Origin of the sequence: Meridianimarinicoccus aquatilis, assembly GCF_004358675.1 — a bacterium.
Taxonomy (GTDB): domain Bacteria; phylum Pseudomonadota; class Alphaproteobacteria; order Rhodobacterales; family Rhodobacteraceae; genus Meridianimarinicoccus; species Meridianimarinicoccus aquatilis.
Genome location: NZ_SMZO01000010.1, coordinates 25,663 through 42,737 on the forward strand (window position 1 = coordinate 25,663; position 17,075 = coordinate 42,737).

Below are 17,075 nucleotides of genomic sequence, written 5' to 3' on the forward strand. Positions count from 1 at the left end.
GATCCCCCGGCGGGTGACTCTACCCTGTTATGGCCGCAACGGAGGGGACCGCATGAGCATGCGACGCATCGCAATCATCGCATCGGCGCTGCTGTCGGCAGGCACCACACCAGCCTTTGCCGATTTCGACATGCTGACCTTCTCGCCGACCTATTTGCCCAACTATGGCGTTTTGGCGATTGGCGCCGTTCCCGACTATATCGGGTCAGATGAGTATTTCATCGGCGCCGCACCTGCGGCTCGCGTGTCTTGGGGGCAACGGTACGTCGACCTGACTGTTTCTTTCATGACGGTAAACTTGATCGATGATCCAAATTGGCAGGCAGGCCCGGCCGGCCAATACCGGTTCGCACGACGAGACGTAAAAGACCCGGTGGTCGCCTTGCTGCCAGAGATTGACGGGACAATTGAACTGGGCGGTTTCGCGGCTTACACTGCCGCGCCAACCCCGAATGAACCACGCGACCGATGGCGGATCAGCGCGTCCGTGACCGCCGATGTCGCCGGGCGGCATGATGGGTATGTCACGGCTGTGTCCGGCTTGCGATGGTTGCCGGTGGGGCGATATTCTCTGCTCGGCCTGTCCATTGCCGCAAGCTATGGGTCCGAGAATTACCAGGATACCTATTTTTCGATAACGCCGAGCCAATCTGCGGCCAGCGGTCTGTCGATTTTCGACACTGGCGCCGGAATGCGCGATGTGCGCGCTGCGGCCGTGTTTATTCAACCGATCAGCCCGGAATGGTCACTGGGCGCTGGCGCAATTTATAGCCGGATCGTGGGGGACACGGCAAACAGCCCGGTGGTCAAGGATCGCGGCTCGCCCGATCAGCTTGTGTTCGGCTTCGGTGCCGCGCGCATCTTTTGAACCGCGCGGCCGAAAGGCATCACGCAGTCCGGCGTTTGCGCAGCACGGCCAGCGCCGCAAGGCCCGTCACAACAAGAGGCAAGCCCGCAGGTAGCGGAACAGGCGAACTGGGGGCTTCCGGCGCAGAGATCGTTGTGGAAAGAACCCCTGTTCCACCGGCGAAGCCAGAATTGAACGACAGAGTAACGTCTACAACACCGCCCGCATTGGTCAGCGGCGCATCAAAGGCAAGATCCAGCACACTGGGCATCGCGTTGGTGAAGATCACTTGTGTCAGCCCACCCGAAGGCGCTGTAGTCAGACTGGTCAGGTCCCCATCAGTCCACGTTTCAAAGATGGGGAAAAAACCGCCGTCCGCAATCACAAAGTATGCCGATGAAAGCGTCTGTGTATCCGAGTCGTAATCGAGTGACCCCGCAAACGCATCGAAACTGGGCAGGTATGCAAGCTCCAAAGTCCAGGTCAGTGCAGCAGCCGACCCTGCGGTTGCCATCAACGCCGCAGCACACGCCGCCGTATAAAACCGCTTTTTCAATGATCTCATGTCACCCTCCCAAGTTCCCATGCGTCACATGACATTCATCACAATTAATGGACCTGTCAACGTCGGCATGTGCCGGACGATTAAGCAGAATTCTGATTCCCTTGAATTGAGCCGCGTTTCCGCTTGGTTACGGCTGGACGCCACCGCCCGAGCAAGTAGCCTTGGTGCATGCCCGGTCATATGCCCACCCAAGATCCGATTGCCGTCGCTCATACCCCCCTTGAGGATGCTCAGGGGCTCGGCATGGGGGTGCTGCTCTGCGGCCTTGGCATCACCCTGCTGAGCCATTTGGGGTTCATGACCGGCCAAACAGCCGGGATCGCCCTCATCCTGTCCTATGTGACCGGTTTCTCTTTTGGCTGGGTGTTCTTTGCGATCAACATCCCGTTTTACTGGCTGGCGCAAAAGCGGCTCGGGTGGGAATTCACTTTGAAGTCTCTGGCATGCGTGACCGGATTGTCGCTTGTCACCGAATGGATGCCGCAGGGCCTGACGATCGAGTCGCTCAATCCACTGTTGGGCGTCGTGCTTTTCGGCTCGGTCACCGGGCTTGGTCTGCTCGCCGTGTTTCGCCACAAAGGCAGCCTTGGCGGGATCGGCGTCGTCGCCCTGATCGTGCAGGATCGGACAGGCTTTCGGGCGGGATATGTCCAACTGGCTGTAGATGTGTGCATTTTCTCTGTGGCGCTAGCGCTTTACGACTTGCGGGTGGTGCTGTACTCGCTGCTGGGGGCCGTGGTTTTGAACGGTGTAATTGCCTTCAACCACCGCCGAGACCGATACATCGCGCCCTAAAAGTGCACCTCAGCAATGGCTGCCCGGTGCGACGCACACAGTGCAGCGCAGCTTTGCGGAGAGTTTGATGCCAATCCACTACGTTTATCTTGTCATTGCCATCTTGTTCGAAGTCACAGCAACATCGGCCCTACCCGCCTCGCAACAATTCACCCGGCTTTGGCCCAGCGTGATCGTTGTTGTTGGCTATTGCTTGTCGTTCTTCTTTTTGTCGATGACCTTGAAAGTGATGCCTGTTGGGGTCGTCTATGCCTTGTGGTCCGGCCTTGGGATCGTGACGGTCGCCATCGTTGGGTACTTCGTTTATAATCAGAAACTTGATGTCCCAGCCGTATTGGGTATGGGACTGATCATCCTTGGTGTGCTGGTCATAAACCTGTTTTCCAGCACCACGGGCCACTAGGCGGGCATCCGCCGCATCCGTGCGCTGCATGGCAGCATTTCTGCCACGCAGTAACGATACGAACAGATTTACCCTAGCCAAAAGCGCGCTTGCCCTTTAGGGCGCGTGCAACACACCCCATTAAGGCTATAAGACATGGACCTGCGAAATATCGCAATCATTGCGCACGTTGACCACGGCAAGACAACGCTGGTGGACGAGCTGCTCAAGCAATCGGGCGCTTTCCGCGAAAATCAGGCCGTGGCCGAGCGTGCGATGGACAGTAACGACCTGGAACGCGAACGCGGCATCACAATTCTTGCCAAGGCGACAAGCCTTGAATGGAAAGATACCCGCATCAACATCGTGGACACACCCGGACACGCCGATTTCGGGGGCGAAGTTGAACGCATCCTGAGCATGGTTGACGGCGTGGTTCTGCTAGTGGACGCGGCCGAGGGCCCGATGCCCCAAACCAAGTTCGTAACCTCAAAAGCGCTGAAGCTGGGCTTGCGCCCTATCGTTGTGCTGAACAAAGTCGACAAACCTGATGCCGAACCCGATCGTGCGCTGGACGAAGTGTTCGACCTGTTTGCATCGCTTGATGCCGATGATGACCAGCTTGATTTCCCCGTGCTCTACGCATCGGGCCGCTCGGGCTGGGCAGATACGGAACTTGACGGACCTCGCTCTAACCTTGATGCGCTCTACGATCTTGTGGTCAAGCATGTCCCTGCCCCAAAGGTTGTCGCGAACCGTGACAAGCCGTTCCAGATGCTGGCCACCACATTGGGCGCAGATCCGTTCCTTGGCCGCATTCTGACCGGACGCGTTGAAAGCGGTACTCTCAAGACAGGTGCAACCGTCAATGCGCTGTCGCGCGATGGCACACGGATCGAACAGTTCCGCATCTCGAAGATTCTTGCGTTCCGCGGCCTTGGCCAACAGGCGATCGACGTTGCCGAAGCTGGTGACATTGTTTCGTTGGCCGGTATGGCCAAGGCGACCGTGGCCGACACGATTGTCGATCCAAGCCTTGATGTTCCACTGCCCGCGCAGCCCATCGACCCGCCAACCATCACGGTGACGTTCGGGATCAATGACAGCCCGCTTGCCGGCCGCGATGGCAAAAAGGTGCAATCCCGCGTGATCCGCGACCGTTTGATGAAGGAAGCTGAATCGAATGTCGCGATCAAAATCAGCGACACCCCCGGCGGTGAAGCCTTCGAAGTCGCCGGACGTGGTGAATTGCAGATGGGCGTTCTGATCGAGAACATGCGCCGAGAAGGGTTCGAGCTGAGCATCAGCCGCCCACAGGTTTTGTTCCGCGATATTGACGGCCAGCAGCACGAGCCGGTCGAAGAAGTCACTATCGACGTGGATGACGAATATTCCGGCGCGGTGATCGAGAAGCTGACCGGCCCCCGCAAGGGCAACCTTGTGGAAATGAAGCAATCCGGCGCGGGCAAGACACGCATCGTCGCGCAAGTCCCGTCACGCGGGTTGATCGGCTATCACGGTGAATTCCTGACCGACACACGCGGCACAGGCGTTTTGAACCGCGTGTTCCACGATTGGGCCCCCCATTGCGGACCGATTCCAGGCCGCCGCGCTGGCGTTCTGATCTCGATGGAAAATGGTACAGCCGTGCCTTACGCGCTGTTCAACCTCGAAGATCGCGGTCGCATGTTCATCGGCGCTCAGGCCCCCGTGTATGAGGGCATGATCATCGGCGAGCATTCGCGCGAAAACGATCTTGAGGTGAACCCGCTCAAGGGCAAGAAACTGACCAACGTACGGGCCTCGGGCACAGACGAAGCGGTTCGCCTGACCACCCCGATCACGATGACACTGGAACAGGCCATCGCTTATATCGACGATGACGAACTTGTCGAAGTCACGCCAAACGCGATCCGTCTGCGCAAGCGGTTCCTTGATCCGCACGAACGCAAGCGTCAGTCCCGCGCTGCGGGCTGAACCACCACAGACGAAACAAAAAAGCGCGCAAGGGGTAACCTTTGCGCGCTTTTTTATTGTCGAAAAAGTCGAAGCAAAGCTCAGAGCATGCCAAGAGCTTCTTTATACATGTCCAGAACGGCCTCTTCTTCGGCGATGTCATCCTTGTCGCGTTTGCGCAGGGCGATGACTTTGCGCATCACCTTGGTATCGTAGCCGCGCCCTTTTGCTTCGGCCATTACCTCTTTTTGCTGATCCGCAATCTCTTGCTTTTCTGCTTCAAGCCGTTCGAACCTCTCGATGAACTGACGAAGCTCGTCTGCGGTCACGTTATAGACGCTGTTTGCGTCGGTATCTGTCATGCTCATGGAAACCCCCTGACTGGCGTGCAGCGGGGTCTATCCGGGGCCGTGCGCCCCCGCAAGGGGACAGCGCCCTTGCGCCCCGCCCTTCCCCGGTTTACCTGCCCCGCAAAGGGGACACAGCATGGACATACTGATCTGGATTGGGGCTGCGATTTCGCTGGCCGGGCTTGGCGGGATTATCGCCTGCATCATCATGACGGCACGCGCGCGCAAGGCAGGGCTGGACGATGCATCCCTGCGGGCACGGCTGAAAACCATGGTTGTTTACAATCTGGGGGCACTAATGGTGTCGTCCATCGGTCTGATGTGCGTCGTGGTCGGCATCCTTCTGGGCTGACGCGCAAGGCGCAGCCCAGATCCGATCGTCAAACCGGTAGATTATCGTGAAACGCTTCGAGGATCTCGGCCTCTAGTTCGTCAACTGCCATACGCAGGTCAGTCGGCACCGCATCATGATGGCGTTTCAAATCCTCAATCAGGATTTGCACTGCGTCGTGCAGGCCTTCGATATCGTTATGCGGCCCAGCAAGACGGGTCCGGATGTGCTCCATTCGGCTGGTAAGCTGTTGTGTCGGCATGGTAGTTCTCCCCCTTTCATATGCGCCATCAAGCCTTGGGTGGCAGGGCGCAAACTGGCATCTAAGACCAGCAGCAACGCGTGTGTGACGCCGCTTTCAGAAAACTAGCACGAATTGCGATTCCGTTGTTTGATTCCCATCAAATTGCGGCAACCAATCGCCCACTTGAATTACATTTAAAAATTGGCATATGACTTAGACGAGCGGTAGCGCAGACATGCTGGACAGAAATCAGAACCAGCGCTTTAAAAGCGCGTGTTTCGGTACAAGGACGAACAATGCCCATCGACTGGATTTTCGGATTGATCGGCGGCCTGATGATCGGGCTGGCTGGTGCAGTTTTCTTACTGGCGAACGGCAAGGTTATGGGAGCCAGTGGGATCATCGGCGGCCTGATTGACGGCAGCGGCTCATCCAACCGCACGGAACGGATTGCCTTTCTAGCCGGTCTTATTGGTGTGCCGACGGTGATCGCCCTTGTCTTTGGGTTCACGCCTGAAAGCGATGTGACAACGAACCCCCTTCTTTTGGTCATAGCGGGCCTGTTGGTTGGTGTCGGAACACGCATTGCCAATGGGTGTACCTCTGGTCACGGCGTTTGCGGTATATCGCGGCTGTCGCTCCGCGGGATTGTGGCAACCTGCTTCTATATCGGCGCGGGTGGTTTGACGGTCGTTCTGTTTCGCCATGTCTTGGGAGTTATCTGATGCGCAATCTGTTTGCAGCACTGTCCGGCGGTTTGTTCGGAGCCGGGCTTATGGTCTCTGGAATGACGGACACCCGTAAAGTTCAGGGGTGGCTTGATATCTTCGGCGATTGGGACCCCACGCTGGCCTTTGTAATGGGCGGCGCGATCCTACCGATGGCTGTGGCATGGCAACTGACGCGCGGCCGTACGCCTGTCTTGGGGGGAAATTTCCCGACACCGCCCGAACAGCGCCTTGGCCATAACCTCATATTGGGTTCAGTTCTGTTCGGCATGGGATGGGGGCTTGTCGGTCTCTGCCCCGGCCCTGCAATCACATCGCTCAGCTTTGGTGGTCCGTCAGTGTGGGTGTTTACCGTGGCAATGCTTGGCGGAATGTTGCTTGCACCGTCAGTAAGGATACGTCTGGACCTGCTTGCCCGGCCGACGTAAAACGCTGGTATGGATATCAGACAACTTTCCCCCGACTACGCCGTATCACCGCAGATTGACCCCACTGATGCGGGGGAAATCGCCGCTGCCGGATATACGACGGTGATCTGCAACCGCCCGGATGCAGAGATCCCCGGCAATTTACAAGCTGATGTCATGCGATCCGCAGTTGAACAGGCAGGACTGACATTTGTGGTCAATCCTGTGGTGCCGGGCGGTATGGGACCAGCGACCCTCGACGCACAGGCACAAGCCATCTCGGCCGCCACTGGTCCGGTTCTGGCGTATTGTGCTTCTGGCAATCGGTCCGCGATTGTCTGGTCATTGCTGAACGCAGGCAGCATTGGGGTTGATGGCGTGCTTGCCGCGACCCGTGCTGCTGGATATGATCACAGCCCGTTCCGCGCTCAATTCGAAATGATGACAAAGGGCTGAAGCCAGACGGGTTCAGCCGCCACCGCCCTGATCCTCTGGTAGCGTTGCAAGTGCGTTGGTTTCCGGCAATTCTTCGCGCTTGGCTTTTGCAGCGCTTGCGCCATTCTTGTCTGCAATCAACTTCACGGCCCGATTGCCGCGTGACTGACCAAGTTTCGCACGGCCGACCACCCGGCCATCACACCCGTGAAGCACGACATTGGCTAATGAATCGCGCGGCAGTGTCAGCACCATTCCCGGTTCCAAGGCTGTCATCTCTGAGATCGGCATGCGAATGCGGTGAAGTACGGCTTCAAGTTCAGCAGTCGCTGACCGAAGTGTTTTGCCCATTGCTTCGGCAAAGGCAGCGCGCTGAACGGTTTCGGGGGAAACCTCTTCGCCCCCGGTGCGTGGCAACAGGATCACCAAGGACCCGCTTCGCAAGCCGCCACAGATATCCACTTCCATAGACAGTGCGCGGTACACGACATCCGGTAAGACATGCGGTAGCCGCGCTGGATCGCTGACGCGGTCGCGCGGTTGAAACCCTCTTGCCCAATCTTCGGCGGGATGGCCGGCCAGACGCAACACAAAGGTATCCAACACACACCCCAGAACCCTGCGAACCAAAAGCGCATCTGTCTGTGTTGGCCGCCGCGTGGCAATATCTGAGCCTGTTACCTTGCCCGTCGTCATTGCCTGTACCAGAGCCGCAAGCAGACTTGGATCAACACAGATCAATCCACGGGTGCGCCCATGGCCTTGCAACACGACCCACAATCCGCCCTCTGGAAGAACATCTTCCATCCCGCGCAAGGTCACGCGCAGATCGGCTACCTGCCCACCGACCAAATTCGCCTTCACAATGTCCTGCGCCGCCTTGGACAGCGCAAGACGCATTGCGCCAAAGGGCGATACGACGCCGTGATCCGGCGGCGTACGCTCGGCACCAGCCATGCGTTGCAGAATAGAGGAAGAGGTTGCTGTCATCAAAAAGGGCTCGCAGAGACGTTCTGCAACACCCTGCCCCAGGGACCCTTACCAAATGCTGAAAATGCACGCGCAGAGGCGCTAGGCAGCGTGCTCAATTTGCCCCATTGGCAAACGCACGCGGAACCCTGCGCCCCCTTGCCCCGGCAAATAGGTCACGGACCCGCCCAGTTTGGTCATGATCTCCCGACAAATGGCAAGTCCAAGACCGGCACCTCCCGCCGCCGATTGATCGGACAGGCGCGAAAACTTCTCAAAGATAAGGGTCTGGCTTTCCGCCGGAATTCCAGTGCCGTTGTCCACAAAATCCACTGAAAGTTGACCTGCCGCGACCTGCACGCGGATGCGCAGGCGGGGACGATCTGCATCGCAGTACTTCCGCGCGTTTGCCATTAAGTTTATGAAGACCTGCGACAAACGGTCAAGATCGGTCCAGAGCTCGACCCCTTCCTCGCTCTGGATGCGGTCAATGGTAAATTGGCCATCATCGCTCAGGGCGCTGGTTGCCAAAACCGCGCGGTCAATCACATCGCGCAACACTGCCCGCTCCGGCGTGATCGTCACCTTGCCATGCTCAAGCACGTTGAGGTCAAGCAATGCATCCAGCAGCCGGGTCAGACGGATTGCCTCATCATGGATAATGCGCGAATAGCGGGCTTTTTCTTCAACGCCCAAATCATCCACTGACATCAAGATTTCGCTGAAAGCCCGGATCGACGTCATGGGCGTGCGCAACTCGTGGCTGATCTGACTGAGAAACGCATCCTTTTGAACCGACAGCGCCGTCAGCTTTTTGTTTGCATCCCGCAGTTGCCGGGCTGTCCGGGCCAGTTCCTTGGATTTGTTTTCCAGCTGGCTGGAATATTCCATGATCTGTGCTGTTTCATCCGCAACCGCCATCAGGTCCTGGACCGAGACTGAAGTTCCCGAAATCATCTGCCCAATCATCGCATGCGCTGTCGCCGCCCCAACCGACCCCGCCAATCGCCGTTCGAACAAATCAATGAAATCGGGAGTTATTTCCGGCAGGTATCCTTCCTTGCCCTGTGCAAACGCTTCGGTCTGAAACAAAGCCTGCGCCTCGCCCGGCCCAACGATGCGCTGCGCCATCACCAGCAGGTCTTCTGCCTCCACGCTGCCCTGGCTCCAGCCGCGGCGACTGGCACTGTAGTCAAAGACATTAACGATCTGCGCGCCCTGCAACCGTTCCAGCGGCTTGGGAAAGCTCACCAAAGACCCGATCACAAAGGCAGAGGTGTTCAACAACATGCTCCACAGCACAGCATGCACAACCGGATCAAGCGCCCCGAGCCCGAACAGCCCAGAGGGGCGCAACCATTCGATTCCGAAGGGGCCGTTGTCCAGCATTCCCGCGCTCAGCACTACATCGGGGCCAAAGCTCGGCAGGAACAGAGTATAGAGCCACAGCGCAAACCCGATTAACACACCCGCCGCAGCGCCCACGCGGGTCGCGCCCCGCCAAAAGATGCCGCCCAAAAGCGCGGGCAGGACCTGAACAACGCCCACAAAGCTGATCAATCCGATCGCGGCCAGCGCCTCTCCGCCGCCAGAAAACCGATAATACATGAGTCCAAGCCCAAGCACCGCCGCAATGGACAGTCGCCGCGACAACAGAACGACTTCACGCACATCGCCCGACACTGTTGCCCCGCCCGACACCAAGTTCAGCCAAATCGGCATTACCACATGGTTTGACACCATCGTTGAGAGCGCAATCGCCGCCACGATCACCATGGACGTCGCCGATGAAAACCCGCCCAGAAACGCCAAAAGCGACAGCCAATCCTGATCAAGGGCAAGCGGCAGGGTCAGCACGAACAAGTCCGGGTTTGACCCGTTTGGCAAAACCTCAAGACCCATCACGGCGATGGGGACAACAAACAGGCTCATCAGCGCAAGATAGAGGGGAAACGCCCAAGACGCGGTCGCCAGATGGCGTTCATCGTCATTCTCGACCACGAGCACTTGAAACATCCTTGGCAGGCACAGCAGCGCGGCCCCCGACAGAAACGTCAGCGCAAGCCACCGACTGCCGTCAGTTTTCACCTCCGCAATGGGCGAGGCGTTGATGCGCTGTGCCATGTCGCTGACCCCATCCGCCACATGCCACACCACGAAAACCCCCACCGCCAACAGGGCAGCAAGTTTCACCAACGCTTCCAGAGCGATGGCTGTCACCACACCGTGATGGCGTTCGTTGGCATCCAGGTTGCGTGTCCCGAACAGGATCGTGAAAACCGCCAGCCCCACGGCCAACCAAATCGCACTGGCATGCTGGTTTGTGGTTGGCCAGGCCTCTGGCGTTTGCGCGGCGAAGACGCCAAAGGACAAGGTCACTGACTGAAGCTGGAGGGCGATATAAGGAGTTGTGCCAACCACGGCAAGCAGCGTCACAAGCCCGCCCAAAAACGTCGACTTACCATAGCGCGACGAAATGAGGTCAGCCACCGACGTCGTTCGCTGGGATCGAGCAATCCGAACCAACTTGCGAAGGATCAGCCACCATCCCGCCATGACCAAGGTCGGGCCCAGATAGATGCACAGATATTCCAGACCAGACCGGGCCGCGTAGCCCACCGCGCCATAAAAGGTCCAGCCCGTGCAGTAGACCGAAAGGGAAAGGGTATAGACCAAGGGAGATCGCAACCAGCCGACGCGCCCTGCCTTTGCCCGCCTCTCGGCCCAAAATGCCACCACGAACAGCAACGCCACATACGCGAGACAGGCTTCGAGCAGAACATTGAACCCGAACACGTCAGCGCTCGACCGGTGTGTCCGCAGCGCGTGCAATCGCGGTTGCAGTATCACGCCGCCCGGTGTCCGGCTCGGCAAATGCACCCGACACACGCGGCTGGGACATAGAGGTATCTGGCCCGCTTATGGGCCCAGCCATCGGCTCGGTCTCGGGTCCAGCGTCGGGGCGCAGCTGTGCAGCGATGATCGCGGCGCAGATCACAAGACCGCCCCAGACTGCGAACAGATAAAGCCCACGCTGGGCAAGATGCGGTTGCGCATCCGGGTCAGCCGCCCCGGTGCCGCCCACATCCCACAAGATCGGCAAAAGGAAGAAAACCGTGCCAAAGATTGGCAGCACACGCGCCGCATCGATCACCCGTCTCTTGCGATAGGATTGACGCGCAAGGAACCAAGGCTTGTCACGATGAGGCATCAGGTCAATCCGTTAGCTCGGCGCAACGAGCGCGCGAAGCTTGTCGCGCACTTCTGCATTGGAAAACGGCTTGGTCATGAAATCACTCGCACCCAGGTCTTCAGCCCGGCTGCGGTCCTTGGCCTGCCCCTTAGCCGTCAACATCAGAACTGGAATCGGTGACAACTCGTTATCCGACCGAAGATCGCGCAGCACATCGAAACCGCTGCGGTTCGGTAGCATCACATCAAGTACAACAACGTCAGGATGCACGCGCCGAATTTCAGCCATCGCAGTTGCCCCGTCCGAATGGCAGGACACCTTCCACCCATCACGGGACAGGAAAAACCTGATCGCCTCCATTATGTTCGGCTCGTCTTCGATCAACAGCACATGGTGCCCCATTGGTGCATGTCCCCCCACGCAAAAATACGCCCGGTTTGAACCGGGTCTGTTTCACGGACTATGGCGTCAACCAGCGCCCCGTGTCAAAGCACCTTGCGGAGCGTCTGCCTGCAGATCACCAAGAATAGAAGGATCGCGGCGCGCGGCGCAATCGGGAAGCGGACAGACCCGGCACGTTGTGCCGATCCGAGTGAACGGGCCTGCATAGACCGACTGTTCGACCAAAGTGTTCGGAATCAGAATCATGCTCGCCTCATAGACCGCCGACGCAGAAAACCCTGCCGGATAATGCGCGTGCGCCATCGCATAACATAAGAAGCGCTCGCCTGGCCGTGATGCGTGTTCCAACACGGCGCGAACCGGGGCCATGGGGCGCGTCAACGCCCGATAGATCGGCCATAATGCACAGGCTGACCCGAACCGTGGCAGGGGCAACAGATCCGTTGTCTTGCGCAACGTCAGTGCCCCCGCCCCGTCGCAACTTACCAATCCAATGCGCGCCCCCGGAAGCGAGGCAAGCCGCCGGAACACCGCCGGAATAGATGCGCCAAACTGTTCAGACAAATGCGCCGGATCAAACGCGACCCGTTGCGCCGCGTCGCGGAACTCGTCCAAGGGCATCGCCAGCGCCTCGGTTCGGTAGCGTTCAAGATATGCCCGTCCGATCCCTCGTCCGGCATCGGACTCAAACCCCTGCGCCTTTTCCATCAACACGTCGATCAGATCGGGCACGGATTTTTCCAACCCGGCAATATGAAAGCCTGTCGCGTTGAGAAATGCTTCAAGCTCTTCTTGTGGGCTGACCGCCCGAAGCTCCGCCTCGCCTTCGCTGTCCAGATAGGTCACAAGCGCCGCCGCCCCTTTGGCCAACTTCCCACTGTCCGCGTGCAAGTTTCGTTGAAACCGCTGACGCCAGTTTTCATCCAGGTCTTCTGTCTCGGCAAGGATCGAAGCTGTCGACTGAATGGATGATACTTTCGACAAAAGGTCGTGCAATGACGCCGACAAAAACGGGTCATGGGCCATCCGGTCCACCAATCCGGCGACCCGGTTCTCAAGCGACACGATTTGGCGCTGCTGCGCTGCAATCAACGCAGCCCACCCTGGAAACCGGCCAACGAACTCGTCAACCTTGTCGACTTCAGCCGATGACGCAGAATACGCAGACGCGGCTTCGCTTAACTGGTTGATCTGCTCGGTTTCCACGCCTTGGGTCAAAAGCGACACATCAACCCCAAGAACACGGGCGATCCGGGACAGCAACGCCCCGCCGATACGGCGGCGATTATGTTCGATCAGATTGAGGTAACTCGGCGAGATTTCGACCTGTGCTGCGACGTCAGATTGGCGCAAACCGATCATGGTTCGGCGCTCGCGGATACGTGTTCCGGTCAAGGCGGTGCGCACGATAATTTCCCCAATTCCACCCGGAATAAATTGGCATACCGCGGCATACAAATGCATACACCCGACGACCCGCAACCCATCCGAGAATTTCCGTTGCTTACAGCCCTGACGAAGGGGCAAGTTTATCAACGAAGAAGCTGAATTTTCCCGCCGCAATCAAGGCCTTTCTGCACCTGCGGGAAAAGTTATTTACAGAATCCGAGATTGCGTGTCGATATATTTACAGTAAAACCGTTGTTTCACAGTTATTTGTTGCGTGAATTTACTTTTCGCCCGGATACTGAGGAAGTCTTTAAAAGGACAGGGGTCGCGAGGAGGCGGTCCCGAAAACATATCTGGGAGGATATCAATGTCCAAGATGGATCTCACACGCCGTGGCGTGATGAAAACCGGTGCCGTCGCAGGCGCAGGGCTCGCAGTGCCCACCATCTTCACCGCAGGCTCTGCGTCTGCTTTTGTCAATGAACCAACTGGCGGTTCTGTAACGCTGGGCTTTAACGTCCCGCAATCCGGCCCCTATGCAGACGAAGGTGCCGACGAGCTGCGCGCCTATGAGCTGGCGGTTGAGCATCTCAATGGTGGCGGCGACGGCGGCATGATGTCGACCTTCTCGTCCAAGACCCTCGATGGCACTGGCATCATGGGCAAGAAAGTCGAGTACGTCACAGGCGACACTCAGACCAAATCTGATGCAGCCCGCGCGTCGGCAAAGTCGATGATTGAAAAAGACGGCGCGATCATGATCACCGGTGGCTCGTCCTCCGGCGTGGCCGTGGCTGTGCAGGCATTGTGTCAGGAAGCAGGCGTGATCTTCATGGCCGGCCTGACCCACTCCAATGATACGACCGGCAAAGACAAGAAGGCCAATGGCTTCCGCCATTTCTTCAACAGCTATATGTCTGGTGCAGCGCTGGCGCCCGTTCTTGCCAACGCTTACGGCACAGATCGCAAGGCCTATCACCTGACCGCAGATTACAACTGGGGCTACACCACCGAAGAAGCGATCACCTCCGCGACCGAGGCGATGGGCTGGGAAACAGTCGAAACCGTCAAGACGCCACTCGCGGCCACTGACTTCTCGGCCTACATCACTCCCGTTCTTCAATCCGACGCTGACGTTCTGGTTCTGAACCATTACGGCGGCAACATGGTCAACTCGTTGACCAACGCAGTTCAGTTCGGCCTGCGTGAGCGGATCGTGAACGGCAAGCAATTCGAAATTGTTGTGCCCCTCTACTCGCGCCTGATGGCACGCGGTGCTGGTGAAAACGTTAAGGGCATCTATGGCTCGACCAACTGGCACTGGTCCCTGCCCGACGAAGGCTCCAAAGCGTTCGTGAAATCCTTTGGCACCAAGTACGGCTTCCCGCCAAGCCAGGCCGCGCACACATGCTATGTGCAGACCATGCTCTATGCGGATGCTGTTCAGCGCGCAGGCAGCTTCAACCCATGCGCCGTGGTCGAGGCTCTGGAAGGCTTCGAATTCGACGGTCTCGGCAACGGTCCGACGCTGTATCGTGCCGGAGATCACCAGTGCTTCAAGGACGTTCTGGTTGTTCGCGGTAAAGAAAACCCGACATCCGAATTCGACCTTCTTGAAATCGTCGAAATCACACCCGCCGGTCAGGTCACCTACCCGGTCGATCACCCGCAATTCGCGGGCGGTGCACTGGGCAATTGTAACCCCGGCGCATAAGCCACTTTCACCGGTGCGGCAACGTACCGGTGATCGCCTTTCCCGGCCGGTCCTTGCGACCGTTCGCCGGATGAAACCGCACCTTGAACAAAAGGGGTGCGGTCCCTTTTTCCACAGGTGACCCCGATGGATGCACTCCTGCTTCAAGTACTCAATGGCATCGACAAAGGCTCGGCATATGCGCTGATCGCCCTTGGTCTGACGCTTATCTTCGGCACGCTCGGCGTGGTGAATTTCGCCCACGGTGCCCTCTTTATGATCGGTGCGTTCTGCGCCGTCACCATGCAGCGGATCTTGACCCTCAGCTACGAAGTGGTCGACCCAACCCGAACCGACTTTCTAGGCCAACCCCTCAAGGTGGCCGTTCCCTATGTGGAAAAATTTCTTGGCGAAAGCGCAGGCGCTGCCATCATCGACTGGGCGGTCCCGATCTCGATCCTGTTGGCTGTGCCCTTCATGATCTTTATCGGTTTCGCCATGGAACGAGGCTTGATCAAGCATTTCTACAAACGCCCGCACGCCGACCAGATCTTGGTGACCTTCGGGCTTGCGATCGTGCTGCAAGAGGTCGTCAAATACTTCTACGGTGCCAACCCGATCCCAACCCCTGCCCCCGATGCCTTTGCTGGCTCGTTTGACTTTGGCGCGATGCTGGGAATGGAAGCAGGCAACATCATCTATCCCTACTGGCGCATGGTCTATTTCTTCTTCGCGCTGGCCATCATCGGGGCGGTCTTCGGCTTTCTGCAATTCACCACCTTCGGCATGGTCGTCCGCGCCGGCATGGCCGACCGGGAAACCGTGGGCCTGTTGGGCATCGACATTGACCGCCGCTTCACGATCATGTTCGCCATCGCGGCCGTGGTCGCAGGGGTCGCCGGGGTGATGTACGCCCCTATCAATTCGCCCAATTACCACATGGGGATGGATTTCCTCGTGCTCAGCTTCGTCGTGGTCGTCGTTGGTGGCATGGGCTCTTTGCCCGGCGCCGTCGCAGCGGGCTTCCTTCTGGGCATCCTCGAAAGCTTCGCCTCCATGGCGGCTGTCGTGGAGTTTCTGCCCGGTATCAACCAGATCATCATCTACCTGGTTGCGATTATCATTCTGTTGACACGTCCGCGTGGCCTGATGGGCCGCAAGGGCGTGATGGAGGACTGACCCATGTTCGGTTTGAACAAAAAGGACAGCGTTCTCTTCGTGCTCGTCCTCTTTCTCACCATGTGCGCGCCATTTTTGCTGAACCCGTTTCCGCAAGGGTCTGAACTGGCACAGTTCAACGCGGGCTACCCCGATCTGATGCAGCGATTTGTGATCTTCGGAATCTTCGCCATCGGCTTCAACATCCTGTTCGGCCTTACCGGCTACCTGTCCTTTGGTCACGCCGCCTTTCTGGGCGTCGGGTCCTACGCCGGGGTCTGGATGATGAAACTGCTCACCATGAACGTGATCCCTGCGATCATGATCTCTGTGATCGTTGCCGGGCTGTTTTCGGTGCTCGTCGGCTATGTCTCGCTGCGCCGGTCAGGGATCTACTTCTCGATCCTGACACTGGCCTTCGCCCAGATGTCATTCAGCCTCGCCTACTCAGTTCTGACGCCCATCACCAATGGCGAAACCGGCCTGCAACTAAACCTTGATGATCCACGCATTCTGGGTGTCAGCGAAGTGAATGGCTCTATCCCGCCGCCGAACTTGTTTGGCTTGTCCTTGCGCGACAGTGCGGAAATGACCTTTGGGAACTGGGTCTTCACGTTCAACACTGGCTATTACATGTGTGCCGTTCTGATGTTGATCGCCTTCTATATCTCGATCCGGATCTTCCGGTCGCCCTTCGGGATGATGCTGCGCGCGGTCAAATCCAACCAACAGCGCCTGAACTATACCGGCCTGAACACCAAACCCTACACTCTCGCGGCCTTCGTGATCTCGGGCATGTATGCGGGTCTTGCGGGGGGCCTTATGGTTGCAATGGACCCCCTCGCAGGTGCCGAACGGATGCAATGGACAGCCTCTGGCGAAGTTGTTCTGATGACCATCCTCGGCGGTGCCGGCACCCTGATTGGGCCAGTTCTGGGCGCTAGCTTTATCAAGTATTGCGAAAATATCTTCTCCAAGATCAACGACAACATCCTGCACCAGTGGTTCGCCTTCATGCCGGATGGAATTGAAGATGTGATCGTGTTCCTCGTGCATCCCTTTGTCGGCAAAGGCTGGCACCTCACTTTGGGCCTGATGTTCATGCTCGTAGTCATCTTCCTGCCCGGCGGTCTCGTCGAAGGTGGGCAGCGCATCGGGCGGTTGTTCCGCCGGCGCAAACCAGACGCAGCTTCGGATGCGTCCCAGACCAAACCCGCTGAATGAAGGGGAC

At 58.1% G+C, this 17,075-nt stretch carries 19 protein-coding genes; 11 read left to right on the plus strand and 8 right to left on the minus strand.

Going from position 1 to position 17,075, the window contains the following annotated elements; all coding sequences use genetic code 11:
* The first annotated feature begins 52 nt into the window (after positions 1–52).
* Complete coding sequence (locus E2L05_RS06035; protein WP_133342004.1) at positions 53–868, plus strand: MipA/OmpV family protein; 816 nt, start codon at positions 53–55, stop codon at positions 866–868.
* 19 nt (positions 869–887) lie between these two features.
* Here the strand turns inward: E2L05_RS06035 and E2L05_RS06040 are convergent, their stop codons facing one another.
* Positions 888–1,412, minus strand: a complete 525-nt coding sequence (locus tag E2L05_RS06040) for a VPLPA-CTERM sorting domain-containing protein (RefSeq protein WP_165971700.1) — start codon at positions 1,410–1,412, stop codon at positions 888–890.
* 168 nt (positions 1,413–1,580) lie between these two features.
* Between E2L05_RS06040 and E2L05_RS06045 the strand changes: the two genes are divergently transcribed.
* The 3 genes from E2L05_RS06045 to typA all read left to right on the plus strand — a co-directional run bounded on the left by E2L05_RS06045 (position 1,581) and on the right by typA (position 4,566).
* Complete coding sequence (locus E2L05_RS06045) at positions 1,581–2,207, plus strand: YitT family protein (RefSeq protein ID WP_243721888.1); 627 nt, start codon at positions 1,581–1,583, stop codon at positions 2,205–2,207.
* A 67-nt stretch (positions 2,208–2,274) separates the two neighbouring features.
* The gene (locus E2L05_RS06050; protein ID WP_133342007.1) at positions 2,275–2,610 is read left to right on the plus strand and encodes a DMT family transporter; all 336 of its coding nucleotides are present in this window, start codon (positions 2,275–2,277) and stop codon (positions 2,608–2,610) included.
* A 135-nt stretch (positions 2,611–2,745) separates the two neighbouring features.
* Complete coding sequence (gene typA / locus E2L05_RS06055; protein WP_133342008.1) at positions 2,746–4,566, plus strand: translational GTPase TypA; 1,821 nt, start codon at positions 2,746–2,748, stop codon at positions 4,564–4,566.
* 80 nt (positions 4,567–4,646) lie between these two features.
* On the opposite strand, the gene E2L05_RS06060 is transcribed toward typA, so the two are convergent.
* Positions 4,647–4,913, minus strand: a complete 267-nt coding sequence (locus E2L05_RS06060; protein ID WP_394346537.1) for a DUF2312 domain-containing protein — start codon at positions 4,911–4,913, stop codon at positions 4,647–4,649.
* Between the two features lie 118 nt (positions 4,914–5,031).
* Between E2L05_RS06060 and E2L05_RS06065 the strand changes: the two genes are divergently transcribed.
* Positions 5,032–5,247, plus strand: coding sequence for a hypothetical protein (locus E2L05_RS06065; protein WP_133342009.1), 216 nt, complete (start codon positions 5,032–5,034; stop codon positions 5,245–5,247).
* Between the two features lie 28 nt (positions 5,248–5,275).
* Here the strand turns inward: E2L05_RS06065 and E2L05_RS06070 are convergent, their stop codons facing one another.
* Positions 5,276–5,488, minus strand: coding sequence for a hypothetical protein (locus tag E2L05_RS06070; protein ID WP_133342010.1), 213 nt, complete (start codon positions 5,486–5,488; stop codon positions 5,276–5,278).
* Between the two features lie 278 nt (positions 5,489–5,766).
* Here E2L05_RS06070 and E2L05_RS06075 point away from each other — a divergent pair, with 278 nt between their 5' ends.
* From E2L05_RS06075 to E2L05_RS06085, 3 genes are read left to right on the plus strand one after another with little or no spacing between them, the layout of a single operon-like run.
* On the plus strand, positions 5,767–6,195 hold the full coding sequence (locus E2L05_RS06075) for a YeeE/YedE family protein (protein ID WP_133342011.1): 429 nt from the start codon (positions 5,767–5,769) through the stop codon (positions 6,193–6,195).
* The gene (locus E2L05_RS06080; RefSeq protein ID WP_133342012.1) at positions 6,195–6,626 is read left to right on the plus strand and encodes a DUF6691 family protein; all 432 of its coding nucleotides are present in this window, start codon (positions 6,195–6,197) and stop codon (positions 6,624–6,626) included. Before E2L05_RS06075 ends, E2L05_RS06080 begins: the two co-directional genes overlap by 1 nt.
* 9 nt (positions 6,627–6,635) lie before the next feature.
* A complete protein-coding gene (locus tag E2L05_RS06085) occupies positions 6,636–7,061 on the plus strand; it encodes a TIGR01244 family sulfur transferase (protein ID WP_133342013.1) in 426 nt (141 codons plus the stop codon).
* A 12-nt stretch (positions 7,062–7,073) separates the two neighbouring features.
* Here the strand turns inward: E2L05_RS06085 and E2L05_RS06090 are convergent, their stop codons facing one another.
* The 5 genes from E2L05_RS06090 to E2L05_RS06110 form a co-directional block, all read right to left on the minus strand.
* On the minus strand, positions 7,074–8,030 hold the full coding sequence (locus tag E2L05_RS06090; RefSeq protein ID WP_133342014.1) for a FliM/FliN family flagellar motor switch protein: 957 nt from the start codon (positions 8,028–8,030) through the stop codon (positions 7,074–7,076).
* Positions 8,031–8,111: 81 nt separating this feature from the next.
* Positions 8,112–10,805 (minus strand): sensor histidine kinase, encoded by a 2,694-nt coding sequence (locus E2L05_RS06095; RefSeq protein ID WP_133342015.1) that lies wholly within the window; start codon positions 10,803–10,805, stop codon positions 8,112–8,114.
* A 1-nt stretch (position 10,806) separates the two neighbouring features.
* On the minus strand, positions 10,807–11,220 hold the full coding sequence (locus E2L05_RS21035) for a hypothetical protein (RefSeq protein WP_243721889.1): 414 nt from the start codon (positions 11,218–11,220) through the stop codon (positions 10,807–10,809).
* Positions 11,221–11,232: 12 nt separating this feature from the next.
* On the minus strand, positions 11,233–11,604 hold the full coding sequence (locus E2L05_RS06105) for a response regulator transcription factor (protein ID WP_133342016.1): 372 nt from the start codon (positions 11,602–11,604) through the stop codon (positions 11,233–11,235).
* 66 nt (positions 11,605–11,670) lie between these two features.
* Complete coding sequence (locus E2L05_RS06110; RefSeq protein WP_243721890.1) at positions 11,671–13,011, minus strand: XRE family transcriptional regulator; 1,341 nt, start codon at positions 13,009–13,011, stop codon at positions 11,671–11,673.
* A 349-nt stretch (positions 13,012–13,360) separates the two neighbouring features.
* Between E2L05_RS06110 and E2L05_RS06115 the strand changes: the two genes are divergently transcribed.
* From E2L05_RS06115 to E2L05_RS06125, 3 genes are all read left to right on the plus strand, one after another.
* A complete protein-coding gene (locus E2L05_RS06115; protein ID WP_133342017.1) occupies positions 13,361–14,707 on the plus strand; it encodes a substrate-binding protein in 1,347 nt (448 codons plus the stop codon).
* A gap of 126 nt (positions 14,708–14,833) precedes the next feature.
* On the plus strand, positions 14,834–15,865 hold the full coding sequence (locus E2L05_RS06120; protein ID WP_133342018.1) for a branched-chain amino acid ABC transporter permease: 1,032 nt from the start codon (positions 14,834–14,836) through the stop codon (positions 15,863–15,865).
* Between the two features lie 3 nt (positions 15,866–15,868).
* Positions 15,869–17,068, plus strand: coding sequence for a branched-chain amino acid ABC transporter permease (locus E2L05_RS06125; RefSeq protein WP_133342019.1), 1,200 nt, complete (start codon positions 15,869–15,871; stop codon positions 17,066–17,068).
* The last annotated feature ends 7 nt before the right edge of the window (positions 17,069–17,075 follow it).

What these genes read in the sequence shown, in the direction of transcription:
- E2L05_RS06045 (WP_243721888.1), top strand. Translation starts at nt 1,581, where the DNA reads ATGCCCGGTCATATGCCCACCCAAGATCCGATTGCCGTCGCTCATACC.
- E2L05_RS06105 (WP_133342016.1), bottom strand. Translation starts at nt 11,604, where the DNA reads ATGGGGCACCATGTGCTGTTGATCGAAGACGAGCCGAACATAATGGAG.
- E2L05_RS06115 (WP_133342017.1), top strand. Translation starts at nt 13,361, where the DNA reads ATGTCCAAGATGGATCTCACACGCCGTGGCGTGATGAAAACCGGTGCC.
- E2L05_RS06060 (WP_394346537.1), bottom strand. Translation starts at nt 4,913, where the DNA reads ATGAGCATGACAGATACCGACGCAAACAGCGTCTATAACGTGACCGCA.
- E2L05_RS21035 (WP_243721889.1), bottom strand. Translation starts at nt 11,220, where the DNA reads ATGCCTCATCGTGACAAGCCTTGGTTCCTTGCGCGTCAATCCTATCGC.
- E2L05_RS06080 (WP_133342012.1), top strand. Translation starts at nt 6,195, where the DNA reads ATGCGCAATCTGTTTGCAGCACTGTCCGGCGGTTTGTTCGGAGCCGGG.
- E2L05_RS06120 (WP_133342018.1), top strand. Translation starts at nt 14,834, where the DNA reads ATGGATGCACTCCTGCTTCAAGTACTCAATGGCATCGACAAAGGCTCG.
- E2L05_RS06085 (WP_133342013.1), top strand. Translation starts at nt 6,636, where the DNA reads ATGGATATCAGACAACTTTCCCCCGACTACGCCGTATCACCGCAGATT.
- E2L05_RS06035 (WP_133342004.1), top strand. Translation starts at nt 53, where the DNA reads ATGAGCATGCGACGCATCGCAATCATCGCATCGGCGCTGCTGTCGGCA.
- typA (WP_133342008.1), top strand. Translation starts at nt 2,746, where the DNA reads ATGGACCTGCGAAATATCGCAATCATTGCGCACGTTGACCACGGCAAG.
- E2L05_RS06040 (WP_165971700.1), bottom strand. Translation starts at nt 1,412, where the DNA reads ATGAGATCATTGAAAAAGCGGTTTTATACGGCGGCGTGTGCTGCGGCG.
- E2L05_RS06075 (WP_133342011.1), top strand. Translation starts at nt 5,767, where the DNA reads ATGCCCATCGACTGGATTTTCGGATTGATCGGCGGCCTGATGATCGGG.
- E2L05_RS06090 (WP_133342014.1), bottom strand. Translation starts at nt 8,030, where the DNA reads ATGACAGCAACCTCTTCCTCTATTCTGCAACGCATGGCTGGTGCCGAG.
- E2L05_RS06065 (WP_133342009.1), top strand. Translation starts at nt 5,032, where the DNA reads ATGGACATACTGATCTGGATTGGGGCTGCGATTTCGCTGGCCGGGCTT.
- E2L05_RS06125 (WP_133342019.1), top strand. Translation starts at nt 15,869, where the DNA reads ATGTTCGGTTTGAACAAAAAGGACAGCGTTCTCTTCGTGCTCGTCCTC.
- E2L05_RS06070 (WP_133342010.1), bottom strand. Translation starts at nt 5,488, where the DNA reads ATGCCGACACAACAGCTTACCAGCCGAATGGAGCACATCCGGACCCGT.
- E2L05_RS06050 (WP_133342007.1), top strand. Translation starts at nt 2,275, where the DNA reads ATGCCAATCCACTACGTTTATCTTGTCATTGCCATCTTGTTCGAAGTC.